The sequence below is a fragment of the Tenacibaculum soleae genome (genome assembly GCF_001693415.1).
Classification (GTDB): domain Bacteria; phylum Bacteroidota; class Bacteroidia; order Flavobacteriales; family Flavobacteriaceae; genus Polaribacter; species Polaribacter soleae.
The window spans coordinates 22,619-43,917 of record NZ_MAKX01000041.1 but is presented as its reverse complement, the minus strand read 5'-3'; the positions used below and the strand labels follow the sequence as shown (position 1 = coordinate 43,917).

Here is a 21,299-nt window from a genome sequence, read left to right as displayed (position 1 = left end):
TTTTTGTTTTATTTAGTTACTGTTATTGGTATGCTGTCTTGAGAGCCATATAATTTTATTTCTGTAATATCGGCTGGCATATTTAAACCATTTTTAGTAATTACCGTTTTTACATTTTTAATAACATCACTTTTAACTTCTAAAGCAGCTCTTTTATATTCTTTTGTCTTTGTCCAAAAAATAACTTTTAGATTTACAGTACTAACACCTAAACTATCTACAGTTACAAAACATTGGTGTTTTTCTGTATCTATAACTCCTATAGTATTTACAACTGTGTTTATAATAACTTTTTTGGCTAAATCTACATCATCTTCATAATCTATACCAACAGTAAAATCTAACCGATAAAAACCGTCTTCCGTATAGTTATAAACTGCTTTTTTTATAATATCACTGTTAGGAATATAAACATCTCTACCATCAAACGTTTTTAGTTTTGTAAACCTAAACTCCATCATTTTAACTTTTCCAAAAATGTCACCAATCTTAACGGTATCATTCACATCAAAAGGTCTATTAAATGATAAAATTACTCCCGATATAAAATTCTCACCAATATCTTTAAATGCAAAACCAATTATTACAGCACTTGCACTTGCAGCTGTTAACAAACCGGTTGCAACACCACCTAAACCTGCTACCTTTAAAGCTAACATTATGGTTACAATTATTAAACCGACTTTAACTGTTTTAGTTAAAAAGTTTGTCATTAAAGGGTCTTTTGTTTTAACAGATACGGTAGTCCTAAAAATTTTAGCGATATAATTTGCTATTAAAAAACCTATTGTGATTATAAGTATTCCTATAAATATATTTGGAATTTGTTCAATAAACTCATTCCAGTATAATTGAATAGTATTTTTTAATTTTATCATATTTTACATTAATTTTTTTATTAATTACTCATCATTTTAAGACAAAACAATATCCTCTTTTAATTGTTCAACTGTGCTCTTTGTCCATGCATTCAACATCCAACTCGTTTTTTCTAAAGAAGCAATATAATTACCCATTAAATCAATTGTCCCCTCATCTTCTGCTTCTTCTGCTCTTTTAATTACTTTTGACATTTGTTCTAATAAGATTTTATGATCATCTAACAATATATATACCATATCTGTATCTGTTTGAAAAGGGCTTTCTTCTGATATTGATGATATTTTTAAATATCTACTATACCTACTTATAGGATGGTATTGTAATGTTAAGATACGCTCTGCAACCTCATCTATTTTTCCTCTTGCATCAACATACATTTCTTCAAATTTATTATGAAGTTCAAAGAAGTTTTTACCAACTATATTCCAATGAAAATTTCTTAATTTTTGGTAGTAAACATGGTAATCAGCTAATAATTGATTTAATTCTTTTGCTACTGGTAAAACACTCTCATTCTGCATATTTAAATAACTCATATTGTTTTATTTTTTAAATTAATAATTCATTTACACTACAAAAGTAAAAAGTAACCCCATTCTTTATTTGCTCATTTAATATATATACTAACTCATTTCATTTAACGTAAATATTAAATAAAAAAAAGGATGAGTTAAACTCATCCTTATAAATAAAATCGTATTAAAAAGTTATACGGGAGACCCTCTTTTTTATTTTTACATTTTAAAAGTTTCAAAAGTTGCATATTCTAGCTTATCAGATTTTTTATCTTTATACTCTACTATAAAATCACCTTGACTATTAAAATACCCTACCCCATTAAAATCATTTCCAGCCACAACATAAAAATTATTATTTATTGATTTTAATGCTTTTGCTGATGTTATATCTTTATCTTTTAATTTATATGTAATTAATAAATCATTTTGATTGATTAAAAAATCATATTTTACTTGTTTATACTTAAAGTACGTAACTTTTGTTTTAGTATCGTAAAAGGGATCTTTATCATTGTCAACCATTATATTTTTGGTTACCGTAATAGGGCTATCTACTATTTTTTGGTTTAGTTTATTTTTCTGATTTGGATTAAATTTTACTTTTTGAGATTTTTCAGTAACAACCTTTACCTTAGTATTGTATTTAACACCGTTTTTATCTACTTTTTGAGATTTTTCTACTTTTGTTGTCTTAACAACTTCTGTTTGTGAGTTTACTGTAGTAATAACTCCTACTAACAATAAACCTATGAATAAATTTTTCATTTTAAATATATTTTTAAAATTATGAGTGCTTTTTTATTTACACTCGCTTATTATATTTCTTATACTTTTTAAAACCATAACAATTATTAACTCACTTTAAAATTAATAAAAACTAATAATTTTAAACTTTCTATCTTAAATCTATTACTTATTTGAGTAACAAAATTGTCACTTACAATCTTTTTTTTCCTGTTAAAAGAGAAATAATAAAAAGAATAATAAATAAGAAAAAAGCAATTTTAGCAAAACCTGTTGCTGCTCCTGCAATTCCACTAAATCCTAAAAAACCTGCTATTAAAGCTATAATAATAAATGTGATCGTCCAACGTAACATATTTTTTCGTTTTTTTAAGTTAATAATACACACAACTATTGTGCACTACAAAATTACTCAGAGGGTTAAACATCGGTTTACTCATTTCAATTAATTTTTAACTCATTTAAAATTAATTGAAATGGGTTAAAAAGTATTTCTTTTGAATTAAAAAAACTTTGTGATTATATCTAATTTTGTTTAGTAAGTTTAACATAAAACTAAGTAGATAGTAAACCTATCTTAGTTACTGAGAGGAGTAAATTACAATACTTTTGGTTATATTTAAAATACAATAATGAATTATAAATTATCAAACATAGCAACAAAAGAGCAAATTAAAGACTTTACAAAATTAAAATTTAAGTACCCACACCTTTACAAGTCAAAACGTAAGATAAACGGTTTAAAAGAACAAACTATTTGTTTAATTACTATGGATTCTCCAAATAAAATAACACATGGTATTTGGGGTATATTACCTCAAAACTATAACGAAGATTGGAAAAAATTTCAACATATAAAACATTCTCTACACACTAATAAAAAAGAAATAAAAGAGAATATCTTATTTAAAGGATCTTTACAAACAAGAAGGTGTCTACTTATTGTTACAGGGTTTTATACTCATAAACTTATAAATGGTGAAATTGAAAATTATTTGGTTGAAAAAAAAGATCAAAAACCTTTTTATTTAGCAGGAGTGTATAATACTACATACGATGGATTTACCACCTGTACCGTAATTAACACAAAGGCAACAAAAAAATTAAATACTCAAAACAATTTATATAATGTAATGCCTTTACAAATCCCTCAAATTTTAAAAAACGTTTGGCTTAATAAATCACTGAAATATAATGACATTAATTATATAATAAACAAACCATACATTACAACATACAATATTCAAAAGATAACTTGATAAAAAAGTGCTGTTACTTAAAACAACACTTTTTCTTAGGGGAAACTTCTCTTTTTCAATTATAATTTTACCAAATCACCTGTAATATTTTTAGAAGGTAATTCTGATTTTCCCGTTAAGTAAATATCAACTTGTCTTGCCGCTTCTCTACCCTCTGAAATAGCCCAAACAATTAAAGATTGTCCGCGACGCATATCACCCGCTGTAAATATATTTGAAACACTCGTTTGATATTTTCCATATGCAGCTTTATAATTAGAGCGAACATCTTTTTCAATACCTAATTTATCTGCCAACGTGCTTTCAGGCCCTGTAAAACCTAAAGCTAATAAAGCTAAATCACAAGGCCATGTTTTTTCTGTCCCTTCAATTTCTATAAGTTTAGGTCGTTTCCCTGGAACCATTTCCCACTTTACATTTACTGTTTTTAAAGCGGTTAAATTTCCTTTTTCATCTTTAACAAACTCTTTCGTATTTATTAACCAATTACGCTCTACACCTTCTTGATGAGAAGAAGATGTTTTTAATTGCAAAGGCCAATAAGGCCATGGTGTAGTTGGTGAACGATGTCCTGGGGGTTTTGGCATAATCTCAAAATTTATTACCGATTTTGCCCCCTGACGATTAGAAGTCCCAATACAATCCGAACCTGTATCTCCACCACCAATAACAATTACATTTTTATCAGTAGCTAAAACTTGGTTTTCAACATCTTTTCCTAAAACTACTTTTGTTTGTTGGGTTAAAAAATCCATGGCTTGTACAACACCATTTGTCTCGATACCTGTTGTTGGTAAACTACGTCTATCGGTAGCACCACCACATAAAACCAATGCATCAAAATCTTTTAAATCTTCTACATTATAATTAACACCAACATTTACATTGGTTTTAAATAAAATTCCTTCAGCTTTTAAAATTGCTACACGACGATCTATAATTCCTTTTTCTAATTTAAAATTAGGAATTCCGTAACGTAACAAACCACCTACCTCATCATCTCTTTCAAAAACAGTAACCGTATGGCCGGCTCTATTTAATTGTTGCGCTGTTGCTAAACCTGCCGGCCCAGAACCTATAACTGCAACTGTTTTTTGGGTTCTACTTTTTGGCGGTTGTGGTTTTATCCATCCTTCTTTAAAGGCACGTTCTACTATATTTTTCTCAATATTTTCAATAGAAATTGGATCTTCAATAATACCCAATACGCATGCTTTTTCGCATGGAGCTGGACATAAACGTCCTGTAAACTCTGGAAAATTATTGGTAGAATGTAATAACCATGACGCTTTTTGCCATTCACCTTGATGTATCATGTGGTTAAAATCTGGAATTAAATTTCCTAACGGGCAACCACTATGACAAAAAGGAATACCACAATCCATACAACGTGACCCTTGTTTTTCTAAATCTTTTTTAGAAAGGGCAACGGTAAACTCTTTATAATTTTTTACACGATCTTTTACAGCTATGTACGTTTCATCTTGTCTTTCAATCTCTTTAAATCCTGTTACTTTTCCCATGACATTATGCTATTGTTAATTCTTCAAACATTGGTTTTGCTGTTTCTATACGCTCTAAAGCACGCTTGTATTCTATTGGCATTACTTTTACAAAGTTTTTTAAACATGCATCCCAATCAGCTAATAAAGCAGCTCCTTTTTTACTACCTGTATATAAAACATGTTTTTTAATAATCGCTTTTAATTCTTCTGCATCCTCATTTAAAACCGCTTCAAAATCTATTGTTTCTGTATTACATAATCCATTTGTAAATTTATTTTGCGCATCAAAAACATAAGCTATTCCTCCACTCATACCTGCGGCAAAATTTCTTCCTGTTTTACCTAAAACAACAACTCTACCACCTGTCATGTATTCACAACAATGATCTCCAACACCTTCAACAACTGCTGTTGCTCCAGAATTACGAACAGCAAAACGCTCACCTGCAATTCCGTTTATATAAGCTTGTCCTTCAACAGCACCAAATAAACAAACATTACCTACAATGATATTATTTTCAGCTATAAAGTCAGCTTTATCAGGTTTTTTTACGATTAATTTAGCTCCAGATAAACCTTTTCCTAAATAATCATTCGTGTTACCATCCACAGTAAAAGTTAATCCGTGTGCTCCAAAAGCTCCAAAACTTTGTCCTGCAGAACCCGTAAAATTAAGGTTCAATGTATCTTCTGGTAAACCTAAATGTCCGTAAATTTTTGAAACTTCATGACTCACTATCGCTCCAACTGTACGGTTTGTATTTTTTATTGAATAGGTAAGATTCATTTTTTCTTTTCGATATAAAGCTCTGTGAGAATCTTTAAGTATCGTAAAATCTAACACGTTTTCTAAATTATGCTCCTGATTTTCAGTATTTTTAAGCGACATGCTTTTATAAGCCTCTGGTCTATGTAAAATACTCGATAAATCCAATCCTTTGGCTTTATAATGCTTAATTGCTTTGTTGGCATTTATTTTATCTGTTTGCCCAACCATTTCAGCCAAAGTTCTAAAACCTAGTTGTGCCATGATTTGTCGCAACTCTTCTGCTATATAATAAAAGAAATTAATTACATGCTCTGGCGTTCCTTTAAAGTTTTTACGTAATTCTTTATCTTGCGTAGCAATACCTACCGGACACGTATTTAAATGACATTTACGCATCATAATACAACCCGAAGCTACTAATGGAGCGGTTGCAAAACCAAATTCTTCAGCTCCTAATAATGCTGCAATTGCAACATCTCTACCTGTTTTTAATTGCCCGTCACACTCTACAACAATTCTACTTCTTAATTTATTTAAAACCAGTGTTTGTTGTGCTTCTGCCAAACCAAGTTCCCAAGGTAAACCTGCGTGTTTTAATGAGGTAAGCGGTGAAGCTCCTGTACCACCATCGTAACCAGAAATTAAAACAACATCGGCTTTTGCTTTTGCAACACCAGCTGCAATGGTACCAATACCTACTTCTGAAACTAGTTTTACATTTATTCTTGCTTCACGATTTGCATTTTTTAAATCGTAAATTAATTGTGCTAAATCTTCAATTGAATAAATATCATGATGGGGCGGTGGAGAAATCAATCCTACAAAAGGGGTTGAGTTTCTTGCGGATGCAATCCAAGGTAATACTTTTTCACCAGGCAACTGACCTCCTTCTCCAGGTTTTGCACCTTGCGCCATTTTTATTTGAATCTCTTTTGCGCTTGATAAATAATGAGAAGTTACTCCAAAACGCCCAGATGCAACTTGTTTAATTGCTGAGTTTCTACTATCGCCATTTACATCTTTTTGAAAACGTTTTCTATCTTCACCTCCTTCACCCGAATTAGATTTCCCACCAATTCTGTTCATCGCAATGGCTAAATTTTCATGAGCTTCACGCGAAATAGATCCGTAGGACATAGCGCCTGTTTTAAAACGTTTTACTATTTCTGTCCAAGGTTCTACCTCATCTAAAGGAATAGGATCTAAATTATTAAACTCAAACAAACCACGGATAGTCATCAAGCTTTCTGACTGCTCGTTGATCGCTTTTGCATATACGTTATAACTGTCTTGATCACTTAATCTAACTGCTTGCTGTAGTTTTGCTACCGTAGTTGGATTAAATAAATGACGTTCTCCATTTCTTCTCCATCGATAGTTACCTCCAATATTTAGGCTTAAATTTTTATCTATCTCTTTACTTGGATATGCTTGTTTGTAACGTTTATCTATTTCTTTTTCTATTTCATACAAACCAATACCTTCTATTCGAGAAGCGGTGTACGGAAAGTATTTTTCTACAAATTGAGAATTAAAACCTACGATTTCAAAAATTTGAGAACCTCTATAAGAATGTAAGGTTGAAATCCCTATCTTATTCATCACTTTTAAAATTCCTTTTCCGATAGCGGTATTAAAATTATCAACCGCTTTTTGTTCATCCATTCCGGTTATAAAACCTTCTTTTACTTGAGAACGGATAATTTCATTTACCATATACGGATTAATAGCACTTGCGCCATAACCAAATAAAGTTGCAAAATGATGTGGTTCACGAGGTTCTGCCGATTCAATAATAATATCGAAAAAAGAACGCTTACGTAATCTGTTTAATTGATGATTTACAAACGAACAAGCTAATAATGCTGGTATCGGCGCAAATTCTTTATTTACGCCTCTATCTGATAGTATTATAATGTTTGTTTTTCTTGTTAAAGCTTTTTCTACCTGAACAACAATTGATTCTAAAGCATCTTCTAACCCGTTAAGTCCTTCTGATTTTTTATATAAAATTTCAATTGTTTCTGCTTTAAAACTTTCTACCGAGATATTTCTTATTTTTTCTAAATCATCGTTAGATATTACAGGATTTTGGATTTCTAATTTTCTACATTGTCTTTCGGTAATGCTAAAAATATTTCTATCTTTTCCTAAATTTAAACTAATATCTGTTACAATTTCTTCACGAATACCATCTAAAGGCGGATTGGTTACTTGTGCAAATAATTGCTTAAAATAACTTGAAATTAATTGAGGTTGGTCTGATAAAACTGCTAACGGCGTATCAATTCCCATCGACCCTAACGCTTCTTTACCTACAATTGCCATTGGGGTAATTACTTCTTGAATATCTTCAAAAGTGTAATTAAATAAACGTTGACGGGTTTTTATATCAACAGATTCAATTGGGCAAGTTTTACCAGTATACGGTACATCTTTTAAATGTAAACGTGTTTTATTTAACCATTCTTGATAAGGTCTTTCTGAAACAATTTTACTTTTTATTTCTTCGTCTTCAATAATTCTACCTTCATTCATATCCACCAAAAACATTTTTCCTGGCTCTAATCTTCCATGCTCTTTTACATCTTCTGGCGCTACATCAACCACACCAATTTCTGAAGACATAATTAAGTTTCCACTCTTTGTTACTGTATACCTTGAAGGTCTTAATCCGTTTCTATCTAACAAAGCGCCAATATAATCTCCATCTGTAAAAGGTACTGATGCGGGGCCATCCCAAGGTTCCATAATACAACTATTGTATTCGTAAAAAGCTTTCCTTTCTTTAGACATGGTTTTGTGTTTTTCCCAAGCTTCAGGAATCATCATCATCATAATTTCTGGTAAAGAACGATCTGTATGTGTTAATAATTCTACCACCATATCCATAGAAGCTGAATCAGATTTACCTGGTAAAATTATTGGAAAAAGTTTATCTATTTGCGAGCCAAAAACATCACTTTTCATAATTTCTTCTCTAACTCGCATTCTACTTATGTTACCTCGTAATGTATTTATTTCTCCGTTTTGACATAAATATCTAAACGGTTGTGCTAACTCCCAAGTTGGCATTGTATTGGTAGAAAAACGTTGGTGTACTAAGGCTAAACGCGTAACTAAATCTTGCTCTTGTAAATCTTTATAATAAGCGCCAATATCTTCTGGTTTAATAATCCCCTTATAAATTATGGTTGTTATAGATAAACTTGAAACATAGAAGTATGCGCTTTCTGAAGTTTTAGATTTTCTAATAGTATGTTCTGCTATTTTACGAGCTGCATATAATTTTGCTTTAAAAGTAGTTTCACTTATTTTTTCAGGTTTATTGATAAAAAGCTGCTCTATATTAGGCTCTAACTTAAAGGCTATTTCCCCTAATTGAGAAGCATCTACAGGTACTTTTCTCCAACCTAAAACTGTAAGTCCTTGAGATACTACCTCTTTTTCAAAAGTAGTTTTACAAAAATTATATTGATTTATATTTTTAGGAAGAAAAACCATTCCAACTGCGTACTCTCTTTGGTTGGGAATTGTAAAATCGCAAACACGTTTAAAGTAATTATGAGGTATATCGATTAGTAAACCTGCTCCATCACCAGTTTTTCCATCAGAACTAACGCCACCTCTATGCGCCAACTTTACTAAAATTTCTAATGCGTCGTGTATAATTTTATTCGTTCTTTCTCCATTCAAATTACAGATAAAACCTGCACCACAATTTTCGTGTTCAAATTCGGGTAAATACAATCCTTGTTTTTCCATTCTAAATTAAATTATACTCACTAAAGTAGTAATTTTAATAAATATAATTTAACAAAATAGATGAAAAGCAGAATTAAACGCACGAATAACTCATTTTTTTACAAAAACATTAAAAATATAACAATTAGTTTTAAAAATTAAATTTATGGTAACAGCAATTAACCTAAAACCAATTACCAACTTATTTTCAACATTTTACAAAAAAAACACTATTCCTTTTTCGAAAAAGGAATAGTGTTTTTTTTGTAATGTTTTTTTAGACTTAAATAATGGTGCTCTGCCCGGTATGAATATTTTGAAAATTAATATTACTATCTTCTTGATTGTAAATAAAATCAGCAATAAAATCACCCACTTTATTGGTTCCAAAATTTTGTTCAGAATTAATATCTTCAGTTGTAATACCTAATTCTAATGATTTTTCTACTGCTCGCTCAATAACCTCAGCTTCGTTATGTAAGTTTAAATGTTTTAATAGCATTGCTGCTGATAATATAGACGCTAAAGGGTTTGCAATATTTTTTCCGGTTGCTTGCGGAAATGAACCATGAATTGGTTCAAATAGAGCATTCTCTTCTCCTAAAGAAGATGAAGCTAATAAGCCAATAGACCCACCAATTACACTTGCTTCATCAGATAAAATATCGCCAAATAAATTTTCTGTTAATATTACATCAAACTGTTTAGGGTTTAATATTAATTGCATCGCAGCATTATCTACAAAAATAAAATCTAACACTACTTCTGGATAATTACTCGCTAAATCAGTAACTGTTTTTCGCCATAATCGAGAGGTTTCTAAAACGTTTGCTTTATCAACCAAGGTTAGTTTTTTGCGTCTTTTTTGAGCCGCTTTGAATGCTAAATGTGCAATACGCTCTATTTCTGTTACCGAATAAGAGCATCCATCAAAAGCAATTTGTTTATCATCACTTATTTCTTTAATCCCAAAATAAATTCCTCCTGTTAACTCTCTATAAATGGTGATATCGGTTCCTTCAATAATTTCTCTTTTCAACGGAGAGTTTTCAATTAATTGTTGGTATGCTTTTACTGGTCGTTCGTTACAAAACAACCCTAATTCTTTTCGTAATTTTAACAACCCTTGCTCAGGACGTACTTTTGCTGTTGGGTCGTTATCATATTTAGGATGCCCGATAGCACCAAATAAAATAGCATCACTTTTTTTACATAAAGTAATGGTTTCGTCTGGTAACGGGTTTCCTGTTGCATCAATAGCACAAGCTCCCATTAGTGCTTCTTTAAATATAAATGTATGATCGTACACATTTGCAATTGCTTTTAACACTTTTTGAGCTTGTGTAGTTACCTCTGGCCCAATACCATCTCCTGGAATTACTGCTATATTAAATTTCATCTTTTTATCTTTTATAATGAAGCTTCAAAAGCTTCTATTTTATCTTTTTTACTTACTAAAAAATCAATATCATCATAACCATTAATTAAGCATAGCTTTTTATAGGAATTAATTTCAAATTCACTTGTTCCTACTGGTGTTTTAATTATTTGGTTTTCTAAATCGATAATTATAATCGTATCTGATTGTTGCGCCACTCTTTCAAGTAACTTATTTAAAAAATCTTCAGACACCTGCACAGGTAAAATGCCATTATTTAATGCATTTCCTTTAAATATATCGGCAAAAAAACTACTGATTACTACTTTAAAACCGTAACCAGCCAATGCCCAAGCTGCATGCTCTCTACTTGACCCACAGCCAAAATTATCGCCAGCAATTAATATACTGCCTTTATAATTTTTATTATTTAAAATAAATTCCTCGTTTACGCTTCCATCTTTATGATAACGCCAATCTCTAAACACATTATCTCCAAATCCTTTTTTATCGGTTGCCTTTAAAAAGCGAGCAGGAATAATCTGATCTGTATCTACGTTTTCAGTTGTTAATGGAACTGCTGTATCAATTAATTTTACAAATTTTTCCATCTTAGTTTAAATGTTTAGTGATATCTATAATTTTTCCTTCAACTGCTGTTGCTGCTGCCATTAACGGGCTTGCTAAAATGGTTCTTGCTCCTTGTCCTTGACGCCCTTCAAAATTCCTGTTAGATGTAGAAACACAATATTCTCCTTCAGGAATTTTATCATCATTCATCGCTAAACAGGCCGAACAACCTGGCTGACGTAATTCAAAGCCTGCTTCTTCAAAAATAGTTTGTAAGCCTTCGTTTTGAATTTGCTTTGCTACTTTTTGAGAGCCCGGAACTAACCATGCATTTACATTAGTGGCTTTTTGTTTTCCTTTTACATAATTTGCAGCAACTCTAAAATCTTCAATTCTAGAATTAGTACAACTTCCTATAAAAACATAGTTTATTGGTTTATCTATTAAACTTTCTCCTTTTTTAAAGTTCATATATTCGATTGCCTTTTCAAAAGAAGTATCGCTTAAGGTTGGAATATTTTCTGATATTTTAATTCCCATTCCTGGGTTGGTACCATAAGTTAACATTGGCTCAACATCTTCCGCATTGAAATTATATTCTTGGTCAAATTTTGCATCTACATCTGAAGCTAAAGTTTTCCAATAGGCTACTTTTTTATCAAACTCTGCTCCTTGTGGTGCAAATTCTCTACCTTTTACATATTCAAAAGTAGTTTCATCTGGGGCTATCATTCCGCCTCTTGCTCCCATTTCAATACTCATATTACAAACTGTCATACGGCCTTCCATAGACATTTCTTCAAACACATTTCCTGCGTATTCACAAAAATATCCTGTGCCCGAATTGGTTCCTAATTGTGCTATGATATAAAGAATAACATCTTTAGGAGACACTCCTTTTTTTAGTTTTCCATTAATAGAAACGCGTAAGCTTTTTGGCTTTTGAAGTAACAAACATTGGCTCGCAAATACCTGTGCTACCTGACTTGTACCTATACCAAAAGCAATGGTACCAAAAGCACCGTGGGTTGATGTATGGCTATCGCCACAAACCATTGTCATTCCTGGTTGCGTAATTCCTAGTTCTGGTGCAATTACATGTACTATTCCGTTATTTTTATGTCCTAATTCATATAACGTAATATTATTTTCTTTACAATTCTCGGTTAATTGGGCTAACTGATTTCTAGACAGCACATCTTTAACAGGCAAATGTTGATTTACTGTTGGCGTATTATGATCGGCAGTTGCTACGATTTTATGCGGACGCGCTATTGGAATATTACGTTCTTTTAACTCATTAAAAGCTTGTGGGCTGGTAACTTCGTGAATTAAGTGTTTGTCTATGTATAAAACCTGTGGACCATCTTTTACAGTATCTACCACATGGGCATCCCATACTTTATCAAATAATGTTTTTCCCATTATGCTATTGCTATTTTAGATACTTTACTTACTTTTTTCATTATTAAATGCAAATCATCATCTATTATCTCTTTTTGTTTATCGGCAAAATTTAAAAATGTTTTATAGGCAGTATCTAATTGTAACTTGGTTAATTCATACCCTATTTTTTTTGCTCTGTATGCTAATGCTGCTCTTCCGCTTCGAGCGGTTAAAACAATAGCACTTTCTGTTACTCCAACATCGGCAGGGTTCATAATTTCATACGTTTCTCTATTTTTAATTACGCCGTCTTGATGAATTCCTGAGCTGTGCGCAAATGCATTGGCACCAACGATTGCTTTATTGGGTTGTACAGGCATTCCCATACTTTCGCGAACCATAATACTTGTATCATATAATAATTGTGTATTGATATCGGTTTGTAGGTTTAAATATGGATGTTGTTTTAAAATCATTACTACTTCTTCTAAAGCAGTGTTTCCTGCACGCTCTCCAATTCCGTTTACAGTACACTCTATTTGCCTTGCGCCGTTAATAGCACCGGCAATTGAATTTGCTGTTGCTAAACCTAAATCATTATGGCAATGGCAAGAAATTATAACATTTTCTATACCTTTTACATGTGCTTTTAAATACTTAATTTTTGCTCCGTACTCTTCAGGTAAACAATACCCTGTGGTATCTGGGATATTTAAAACTGTAGCTCCTGATTTTATCATTTCTTCACATACCTTGGCTAAAAAAGCATTGTCAGTTCTCCCTGCATCTTCTGCATAAAACTCTACATCATCTACAAAATTTTTAGCATAAGAAACTGCTTCTTTACCTCTTCTTATTACTTCATCTTGTGATGCGTTAAATTTATACTTTATATGTGAGTCACTTGTTCCAATTCCTGTATGAATCCTCGGTTTAACTGCTTGTTTTAAAGCTGCAGCAGCAACCTCAATGTCTTTTTTAACTGCCCTAGTTAATCCACAAACCGTAGCATTTTTTACAATTTTTGCAATTTCACTTACTGATGTAAAATCACCTGGACTAGAAACAGGAAAACCTGCTTCAATCACATCAACTCCTAAAAAATCAAGCCTTTCAGCAATAATTAGTTTTTGTGTTGTATCTAATTTACATCCAGGAACTTGTTCTCCGTCTCGTAAAGTGGTGTCGAATATTTGAACTTTATCGTTATTCATTAATCTAAAATAATTGTCATTATATATAATCAAATGTATATATTGGTTTCCGTAACAAGTTGTTTTTTAACTTATTACTTACGATATTTAAATTAAAAAAAAACAACACAAAACACTGATAAACAAATAATTATGAGCAAAGTCATTACACAATCCAATCAACAAAACGACTCGCTATTTGTTTTAATAAAGTCTTTATCTAAATCTGAAAAGCGGCAGTTTAATCTTTATGTTGGTCGTTTAGATGGTAATAATGATGCTAAGTTTTTTTCCCTTTTTAAGTTTCTGGAAAAACAAAAAAAGTATGATGAAAAAACAATTATAAAAAGTGGTATTGTAAGTAAACAACAACTTTCGAATTTAAAAGCACATTTGTATAAACAAATTTTAATTAGTTTACGAATGAATCCTGCTCACAAAAATATTCGGATTCAAATAAGAGAATTATTAGATTTTGCGACAATTTTGTATCAAAAAGGATTGTATAAACAAAGTTTAAAACTACTTGATAAGGCAAAAAATACAGCAATTGATAATGAAGAAAAAAATATTGCTTATGAAATTGTAGAACTTGAAAAAGTTATAGAAAGTCAATATATAACTCGAAGTATTAGTACTAGGGCTGACGAATTAACAATTCAGGCAAAAAAGCTAAGTCAACAAAATGTAATGACCAGTAAATTGTCAAACTTATCGATACAATTATACAGTTATTTATTAAAAAATGGCTACGTAAGAAATGATATTGAACTTAAAAAAGTGAATCATTATTTTAATTCTAAACTACCACACTATCAATATGAAAATTTAAATTTTAGAGAGAAGCTATGGTTATATAAAGCTAATTTATGGCATAGTTTTTTAACACAAGATTTTTTACAAAGTTATAAATATGCTAATAAATGGGTTAATTTATTTAAAATTAATGCTAAAAATATTGCTATACATCCTGTTTTTTATTTAAAAGGGAAAAATTATTTACTAGAAAGTCTTTTTTTTATAAAACATTACACAAAATTTAAAAAAGAGCTTTTATTATTTGAGGAAGAAGTTAAAAATAATATAATACCACAAAATAGTAATACTGAAATTCTTATTTTTCAATACTATTATTCAAGCAAACTACATGCTCATTTTTTAGAAGGTAATTTTTATGAAGGAGAATATTTAGTTGAAATAATAAACGACAAGATTGCGCTTTATAAAAATAGGTTAGATAACCATCATATTGTTGTTTTATATTATAAAATAGCTTGTTTATACTTTGGTATGGGTAAAAATAAAGAATGTATTTTATATTTAAATAAAATTATTAAATCTAAAAAAATTCATGTTGCTGAAGATTTACAATGCTTTGCTCGTATTTTAAATTTAATTGCACATTACGAATGTGGTTTAGATTACGATTTAGAAAGACAATTTAAAGACACCTACCGCTTTTTATTAAAAATGGAAAATCTTCAAGAAGTTCAAAAAGAATTTATTTCATCAATAAAAGCGCTAGGCGACGTGTTTCCTCATCAAATTAAAAAGGAATTTAAAAAAATATATGACCGTTTAAAAGTTTATGAAAATCATCCATATGAAAAAAGAGCTTTTTTATATTTAGATATTCTTTCTTGGTTAGAGTCAAAAATTGAAAACAAACCAGTTGCTTTGATCATCAAAAATAAACTCAATCAAAATATTAGATAATTTAAAATAATGCTTTGGCTATTGCTTTTACATTGTCACTTTTTCCCATAGAGTAATAATGTAACAAAGGTACTCCGGCTTGTAATAGTTCTTTAGATTGCTCAATACACCACTCTACACCTACTTGCCTTACTTGTTTATTTGTTTTACAATCATCAATCGATTTTATCAATGTTTCTGGTAAATCTATTTTAAAAACCTGTGGCAACAATTGTAAATGACGTTTTACTGCTATTGGTTTAATTCCAGGAATAATTGGTATGGTAATTCCTATTGCTCTTGCTGCGTTTACAAATTCGAAATACTTTTGATTATTAAAAAACATTTGCGTCACTACATAATCTGCCCCTGCATCAACTTTTTCTTTTAATCGTTTTAAATCGGTTTGTAGTGATGGAGATTCTAAATGTTTTTCTGGATACCCTGCTACACCTATACAAAAATCAGCTTTATGATTTGCTTCTATCACATCGTGTAAATATTTACCACTATTTAAACTCTTAATTTGACCTACCAATTCTGTTGCAAATTGATGTCCTCCTTTTGTTGGTTCAAAATACTTTTGATGACTCATTGCATCACCTCGTAATGCCATCACATTTTCAATACCTAAATAATGACAATCTACCAATAAATACTCTGTTTCTTCTTTGGTAAATCCTCCACATAAAACATGCGGAACCGTATCTACATCATATTTGTGCTTTATTGCTGCACAAATACCTACTGTACCAGGACGCATTCTGGTTATTTTTCTATCTAACAATCCATTTCCTTTATCAATATATAAATGCTCTTCTCTTGAAGTGGTTACATCTATAAAGGGCGGGTTAAACTCCATCAACGGATCTATATTATTATATAAATCCTGAATGTTGTTTCCTTTTTTTGGCGGAATAATTTCAAACGAAAATAATGTTTTCCCGTTTGCTTTTTTAATGTGATCTGTTACCTTCATAAGTTATTATAAAGGCGTATTTAACTATATAAATGATGCTATAAATAATGATATTGTAAACATTACCAATAATTGAATCATAAACTTAATTTCTAAACTATACTTTTTCATTTTTGTTCTTTTTATTAATTTTTATAGTTCAAAATTACTATCGTTTCTTGGTTTAAATTTTACCTTAAAGATAATTTATTGTTAATTAAATACGCTTTTTTTTATGTTTTTAGTTGTTAGTTGTTTCTTATTTTATTAATATTTTTTTTACCAATTCGTAAGGCTCTTTATACTCCCAATAAATCCATCTACCTCCTATATAATCAGTTAAAATATATTTATCGCTCAAGGATTTAATTCTACTTATAGCAATTGTTTTGGGTAAAAAAACATCTGCAGTAACCTCTTCAGTTATTTCTTTATTATCCTCATCATATCCATGAGAAATAATATGATTTCTTAAGTTTAATTCTATAAATTCCTGACTCATTTCGTTTTTAATTATCAGCTATCGCTGGATGTAACCATTTTCTGGCCTTTTCTAATGTGATGTCTTTTCTGTTGGCAAAATCACGTACCTGATCATCTGTAATTTTTCCTAACCCAAAATATTTTGCTTCTTCATTACCAAAATAATACCCTGAAACTGCTGCTGCAGGCCACATTGCTAAACTTTCTGTTAATGTTACTCCTATTTTTTCTTCAACTTTTAATAAATCCCAAATCGTTTCTTTTTCTAAATGATCAGGACATGCTGGATAACCTGGTGCAGGACGAATACCTTTATAAGTTTCCTTTATTAATTCATCATTTGATAATGTTTCATCAGCTGCATATCCCCAATGTTTTGTTCTAACTCTATGGTGTAAATATTCTGCAAAAGCTTCGGCAAAACGATCGGCAATTGCCTGTACCATAATGGCATTATAATCATCTTCCTTTTCTTTATATGTTTTCGCTAGTTCATCTGCTCCAAAAATAGCAGTACAAAATGCCCCCATATAATCTTGTTTTTTAGATTCTTTTGGTGCTATAAAATCTGACAAAGCAATACTTGGTTTTCCTTCTCTCTTTTTAAGTTGTTGACGTAAGGTTCTAAAAACTGCAATTTCTTCCCCTTTTTTCTGAATAGAAATATCGTCATCATTAATTGTATTTGCTTCAAATAACCCAAATACTGCTTTTGGTTTTAATAATTGTTTCGTAATTATTTTATCCAAAATCACTTTCGCATCTTCATACAATTGCGTTGCCTGCTCGCCAACTACCTCATCAGTTAAAATATCTGGGTATTTACCGTGTAAATCCCAACTTCTAAAAAACGGACTCCAATCTATATATGGTAATAATTCTTTTAAACTAACTTGTTCTAAAGTTTGAATTCCTAGCTCTTTAGGTTTAAAAATAGAGCTTGTTTTCCAATCTATTTTAAACTTACGTTCTCGAGCTTCTTCAATTGAAATATAGGCTTTAGTCTTACCTCTTTTTAAGAATTTTTCGCGAAACTCATCGTAGTCTTTTTTTAACTTTGCAACATAGGCATTACTGGTTTCTTCGTTTAATAAATCACTTACCACAGTTACCGCTCTTGATGCATCGTTTACATGCACCACCGCGTTTTTATATTGAGGATCTATTTTTACAGCCGTATGTGCTTTTGATGTTGTTGCCCCACCTATTAATAAAGGTACCGAAAACTCTTGGCGTTCCATTTCTTTAGCCAAGTACACCATTTCATCTAACGAAGGTGTTATTAAACCTGATAAACCAATAATGTCAACATTTTCTTTTTTAGCAGCTTCAATAATTTTTTCTGGCGGAACCATAACGCCTAAATCAACAATTTCATAATTGTTACAGCCTAAAACAACACTTACAATATTTTTACCAATATCATGTACATCTCCTTTTACAGTTGCCATTAAAACTTTACCCAAGGCTTTTTGTTTTTCTCCTTTTTCTGCTTCAATAAACGGATTTAAATAAGCAACTGCTTTTTTCATTACTCGTGCCGACTTAACTACTTGAGGTAAAAACATTTTTCCTGCACCAAATAAATCACCTACCACATTCATTCCAATCATTAAATGACCTTCTATTACTTGAATTGGTTTGTCTGATTCTTGCCTTGCTTGTTCTACATCTTCAATAATAAACTCATCAATTCCTTTTACTAAAGAATGGGTAATTTTTTCTTGTAAAGGCAAACTTCTCCATTCTAATATTTTTGCTTCATCTTGCTTTTTAACCCCTTTTACAGTTTCAGCAAAATCTAACAGTCGCTCGGTTGCGTCATCTCTTCTATCTAAAATAACGTCTTCAATATATTCTAATAAATCTTTAGGAATATCGTCATAAATTTCCAGCATTGCTGGGTTTACAATTCCCATATTCATTCCTGCCTGAATTGCATAATACAAGAAAACAGAGTGCATAGCCTCTCTAACAATATTATTTCCTCTAAAAGAAAACGAAACATTACTTACACCTCCACTTACACTTGCGTTTTGTAAATTTTGTCGTACCCAACGTGTAGCTTCAATAAAATCGATGGCATTTTTTCTGTGCTCTTCCATTCCGGTTGCAACAGGAAAAATATTTAAATCGAAAATAATATCTTCGGATGCAAACCCTACTTTATCAACTAAAACATTATACGATCGTTCGGCAATTTCAATTCTTCTTTCGTAAGTATCAGCTTGCCCAACCTCATCAAAAGCCATAACAATTACGGCAGCTCCGTACCTTTTAATTTGAGTAGCTTCCCAAATAAATTTTTCCTCTCCTTCTTTTAATGATATTGAATTTACAACACATTTTCCTTGTACAACTTGTAAACCGGCTTCAATGATTTCCCATTTAGAACTATCAATCATTAACGGAACTCTACAAATATCAGGTTCGGCTGCTATTAAGTTTAAAAAACGAACCATAGCTTCTTTTCCATCAATCAAACCATCATCCATATTTACATCGATAATCTGAGCTCCTCCTTCAACCTGATGCCTTGCTATTGCTAAAGCTTCATCAAACTTTTCTTCTTTTATCAACCTTAAGAACTTACGAGATCCTGCAACATTTGTGCGCTCTCCAACATTAATAAAATTGGTATGTTCACTTAAAACTAAAGGTTCTAAGCCCGAAAGTTTCATGTATTTATTCGTTTTTACACTCATCTTTTAATAATGTTACTTATTTAATTCTGATATATTTTTCAATAATATCTCTATGAATCCCTGCTTCTTTTACTTCTTCTAATCCATATTGAATTAAGGTATCACCAGTAATTTTTACTGTAAATGGAAATACATGGCCCCTAATAGCATCAACCGAAATATAATTTAAGGTTTCTTTGTAATTATTTTTTTCAAGCGTATAACTTCCTCCTCCTCCATAAAATCCTTCTGTATTTTTTTTAGGCTGATTAAAAAAGGCGAAATGGGTTTTATTTATAATTTTAATAAAATCTGCTTTAGACAAATCTTTAACCTTTATGGAATCGTTTTCTTTAACCTCACCATATACTAACTTCCAAGTACCTTGGATATTGATTTTTATAGCTTCTTTTTTATCTTTTTTATCTAGATTATTACAAGAAACAAGCAAGATTGTCACTAAAATTAATTGAATTATATTTTTCATAGTTTAGGTTGTTTTAAATTTTCTTGGTGAATATTTTAATGCTAAATCTGCTATTGCTTTAATATGTTCTGGCGTTGTACCGCAGCAACCACCAACAATATTAACCAAGTTTTTCTTTAAATACTCTTCAATTTGTTCGGCAGTTTCTTCAGCAGTTTCATCATACTCACCAAAAGCATTTGGCAACCCTGCATTAGGATGTGCAGACGTAGCAAAATCTGTTTTTGAAGTAATTGCTTCTAAGTGAGGTTGTAATAAATTGGCGCCTAAAGCACAGTTAAATCCAACAGATAATAACGGAATGTGAGATACTGAAATTAGAAAAGCTTCGGCAGTTTGCCCAGATAAAGTTCTTCCACTGGCATCGGTAATTGTGCCACTTAACATTACAGGCACTTCTATTTTTCGCTCGTCTTTTACTTCTTCAATAGCAAATAATGCGGCTTTTGCATTTAAGGTATCAAAAACAGTTTCAACTAATAAAATATCAGCTCCGCCATCCAATAAAGCTTCAACTTGTTCTTTATAAGCAACACGAAGCTCATCAAAAGTTACTGCTCTATAACCAGGATCATTTACATCTGGCGACATACTTGCTGTTCTGTTTGTTGGTCCTATTGACCCTGCTACAAACCTTGGTTTGTGTGGTTCTTTGACTGTAAACTCTATAGCTACTTCTTTTGCAATTTTAGCAGATTCATAATTTAATTCATACACCAAATTTTCCATTTGATAATCGGCCATTGCAATGGTAGTTCCTGAAAAGGTATTGGTTTCTATAATATCGGCACCAGCCTCAAAATACTTTGCATGAATTGTTTTTATTGCCTCTGGCTGTGTGATAGAAAGTAAATCGTTATTTCCTTGTAACGGTATTGGATATTCTTTAAAACGTTCTCCTCTAAAATCTTCTTCGGTAAATTTATATGCCTGAAGCATAGTACCCATTGCTCCGTCGAGTATGAGAATTCGTTTTTGTATTTCTTGGTAAATGTTTGACATTCCTGATATTTTATATTGTATATGTTATCAGGAAAAGAGGAA

The 21,299-nt window shown here is 31.0% G+C and carries 17 protein-coding genes; 2 read left to right on the top strand and 15 right to left on the bottom strand.

The window, feature by feature from the left end; all coding sequences use genetic code 11:
* Window positions 1-8: 8 nt before the first annotated feature.
* The 4 genes from BA195_RS13415 to BA195_RS13400 form a co-directional block, all read right to left on the bottom strand.
* Window positions 9-878: a mechanosensitive ion channel family protein gene (locus BA195_RS13415; protein ID WP_068706313.1), complete on the bottom strand. Its 870-nt coding sequence runs from the start codon at window positions 876-878 to the stop codon at window positions 9-11.
* Window positions 879-914: 36 nt separating this feature from the next.
* Window positions 915-1,418, bottom strand: coding sequence for a Dps family protein (locus BA195_RS13410; protein ID WP_068706311.1), 504 nt, complete (start codon window positions 1,416-1,418; stop codon window positions 915-917).
* Window positions 1,419-1,616: 198 nt separating this feature from the next.
* The gene (locus BA195_RS13405; protein WP_068706309.1) at window positions 1,617-2,165 is read right to left on the bottom strand and encodes a hypothetical protein; all 549 of its coding nucleotides are present in this window, start codon (window positions 2,163-2,165) and stop codon (window positions 1,617-1,619) included.
* Window positions 2,166-2,337: 172 nt separating this feature from the next.
* Window positions 2,338-2,499 (bottom strand): DUF1328 domain-containing protein, encoded by a 162-nt coding sequence (locus tag BA195_RS13400; RefSeq protein ID WP_068706307.1) that lies wholly within the window; start codon window positions 2,497-2,499, stop codon window positions 2,338-2,340.
* Window positions 2,500-2,776: 277 nt separating this feature from the next.
* Here BA195_RS13400 and BA195_RS13395 point away from each other — a divergent pair, with 277 nt between their 5' ends.
* Window positions 2,777-3,403, top strand: a complete 627-nt coding sequence (locus tag BA195_RS13395; RefSeq protein ID WP_068706305.1) for an SOS response-associated peptidase family protein — start codon at window positions 2,777-2,779, stop codon at window positions 3,401-3,403.
* A 59-nt stretch (window positions 3,404-3,462) separates the two neighbouring features.
* Here the strand turns inward: BA195_RS13395 and BA195_RS13390 are convergent, their stop codons facing one another.
* The 6 genes from BA195_RS13390 to BA195_RS13365 all read right to left on the bottom strand — a co-directional run bounded on the left by BA195_RS13390 (window position 3,463) and on the right by BA195_RS13365 (window position 13,969).
* Window positions 3,463-4,926, bottom strand: a complete 1,464-nt coding sequence (locus tag BA195_RS13390) for a glutamate synthase subunit beta (protein ID WP_068706303.1) — start codon at window positions 4,924-4,926, stop codon at window positions 3,463-3,465.
* Window positions 4,927-4,930: 4 nt separating this feature from the next.
* Window positions 4,931-9,442, bottom strand: coding sequence for a glutamate synthase large subunit (gene gltB / locus BA195_RS13385; RefSeq protein WP_068706301.1), 4,512 nt, complete (start codon window positions 9,440-9,442; stop codon window positions 4,931-4,933).
* Between the two features lie 262 nt (window positions 9,443-9,704).
* Window positions 9,705-10,820 (bottom strand): 3-isopropylmalate dehydrogenase, encoded by a 1,116-nt coding sequence (gene leuB / locus BA195_RS13380; protein ID WP_068706300.1) that lies wholly within the window; start codon window positions 10,818-10,820, stop codon window positions 9,705-9,707.
* Window positions 10,821-10,831: 11 nt separating this feature from the next.
* Entirely contained in the window at window positions 10,832-11,410 is a 579-nt protein-coding gene (gene leuD / locus BA195_RS13375; protein WP_068706298.1) for a 3-isopropylmalate dehydratase small subunit, read from the bottom strand.
* A 1-nt stretch (window position 11,411) separates the two neighbouring features.
* On the bottom strand, window positions 11,412-12,794 hold the full coding sequence (leuC, locus tag BA195_RS13370; RefSeq protein ID WP_068706297.1) for a 3-isopropylmalate dehydratase large subunit: 1,383 nt from the start codon (window positions 12,792-12,794) through the stop codon (window positions 11,412-11,414).
* Window positions 12,794-13,969 (bottom strand): 2-isopropylmalate synthase, encoded by a 1,176-nt coding sequence (locus BA195_RS13365; protein WP_068706295.1) that lies wholly within the window; start codon window positions 13,967-13,969, stop codon window positions 12,794-12,796. The genes leuC and BA195_RS13365 overlap by 1 nt, the downstream gene beginning before the upstream one ends.
* 132 nt (window positions 13,970-14,101) lie before the next feature.
* On the opposite strand from BA195_RS13365, the gene BA195_RS13360 reads away from it, so the two are divergent.
* Window positions 14,102-15,664, top strand: a complete 1,563-nt coding sequence (locus BA195_RS13360; protein WP_068706293.1) for a hypothetical protein — start codon at window positions 14,102-14,104, stop codon at window positions 15,662-15,664.
* A 1-nt stretch (window position 15,665) separates the two neighbouring features.
* Here the strand turns inward: BA195_RS13360 and metF are convergent, their stop codons facing one another.
* The 5 genes from metF to BA195_RS13335 form a co-directional block, all read right to left on the bottom strand.
* A complete protein-coding gene (gene metF, locus BA195_RS13355; RefSeq protein WP_068706291.1) occupies window positions 15,666-16,622 on the bottom strand; it encodes a methylenetetrahydrofolate reductase [NAD(P)H] in 957 nt (318 codons plus the stop codon).
* A gap of 238 nt (window positions 16,623-16,860) precedes the next feature.
* Window positions 16,861-17,103 carry a hypothetical protein gene (locus BA195_RS13350; protein WP_068706289.1) on the bottom strand — a complete coding sequence of 81 codons (243 nt, stop codon included), beginning with the start codon at window positions 17,101-17,103 and terminating at the stop codon, window positions 16,861-16,863.
* Window positions 17,104-17,110: 7 nt separating this feature from the next.
* On the bottom strand, window positions 17,111-19,789 hold the full coding sequence (metH, locus tag BA195_RS13345) for a methionine synthase (RefSeq protein WP_084443220.1): 2,679 nt from the start codon (window positions 19,787-19,789) through the stop codon (window positions 17,111-17,113).
* A gap of 16 nt (window positions 19,790-19,805) precedes the next feature.
* Complete coding sequence (locus tag BA195_RS13340; protein WP_068706287.1) at window positions 19,806-20,255, bottom strand: hypothetical protein; 450 nt, start codon at window positions 20,253-20,255, stop codon at window positions 19,806-19,808.
* A gap of 3 nt (window positions 20,256-20,258) precedes the next feature.
* Window positions 20,259-21,257 carry a homocysteine S-methyltransferase family protein gene (locus BA195_RS13335; protein WP_068706285.1) on the bottom strand — a complete coding sequence of 333 codons (999 nt, stop codon included), beginning with the start codon at window positions 21,255-21,257 and terminating at the stop codon, window positions 20,259-20,261.
* Window positions 21,258-21,299: the final 42 nt, after the last annotated feature.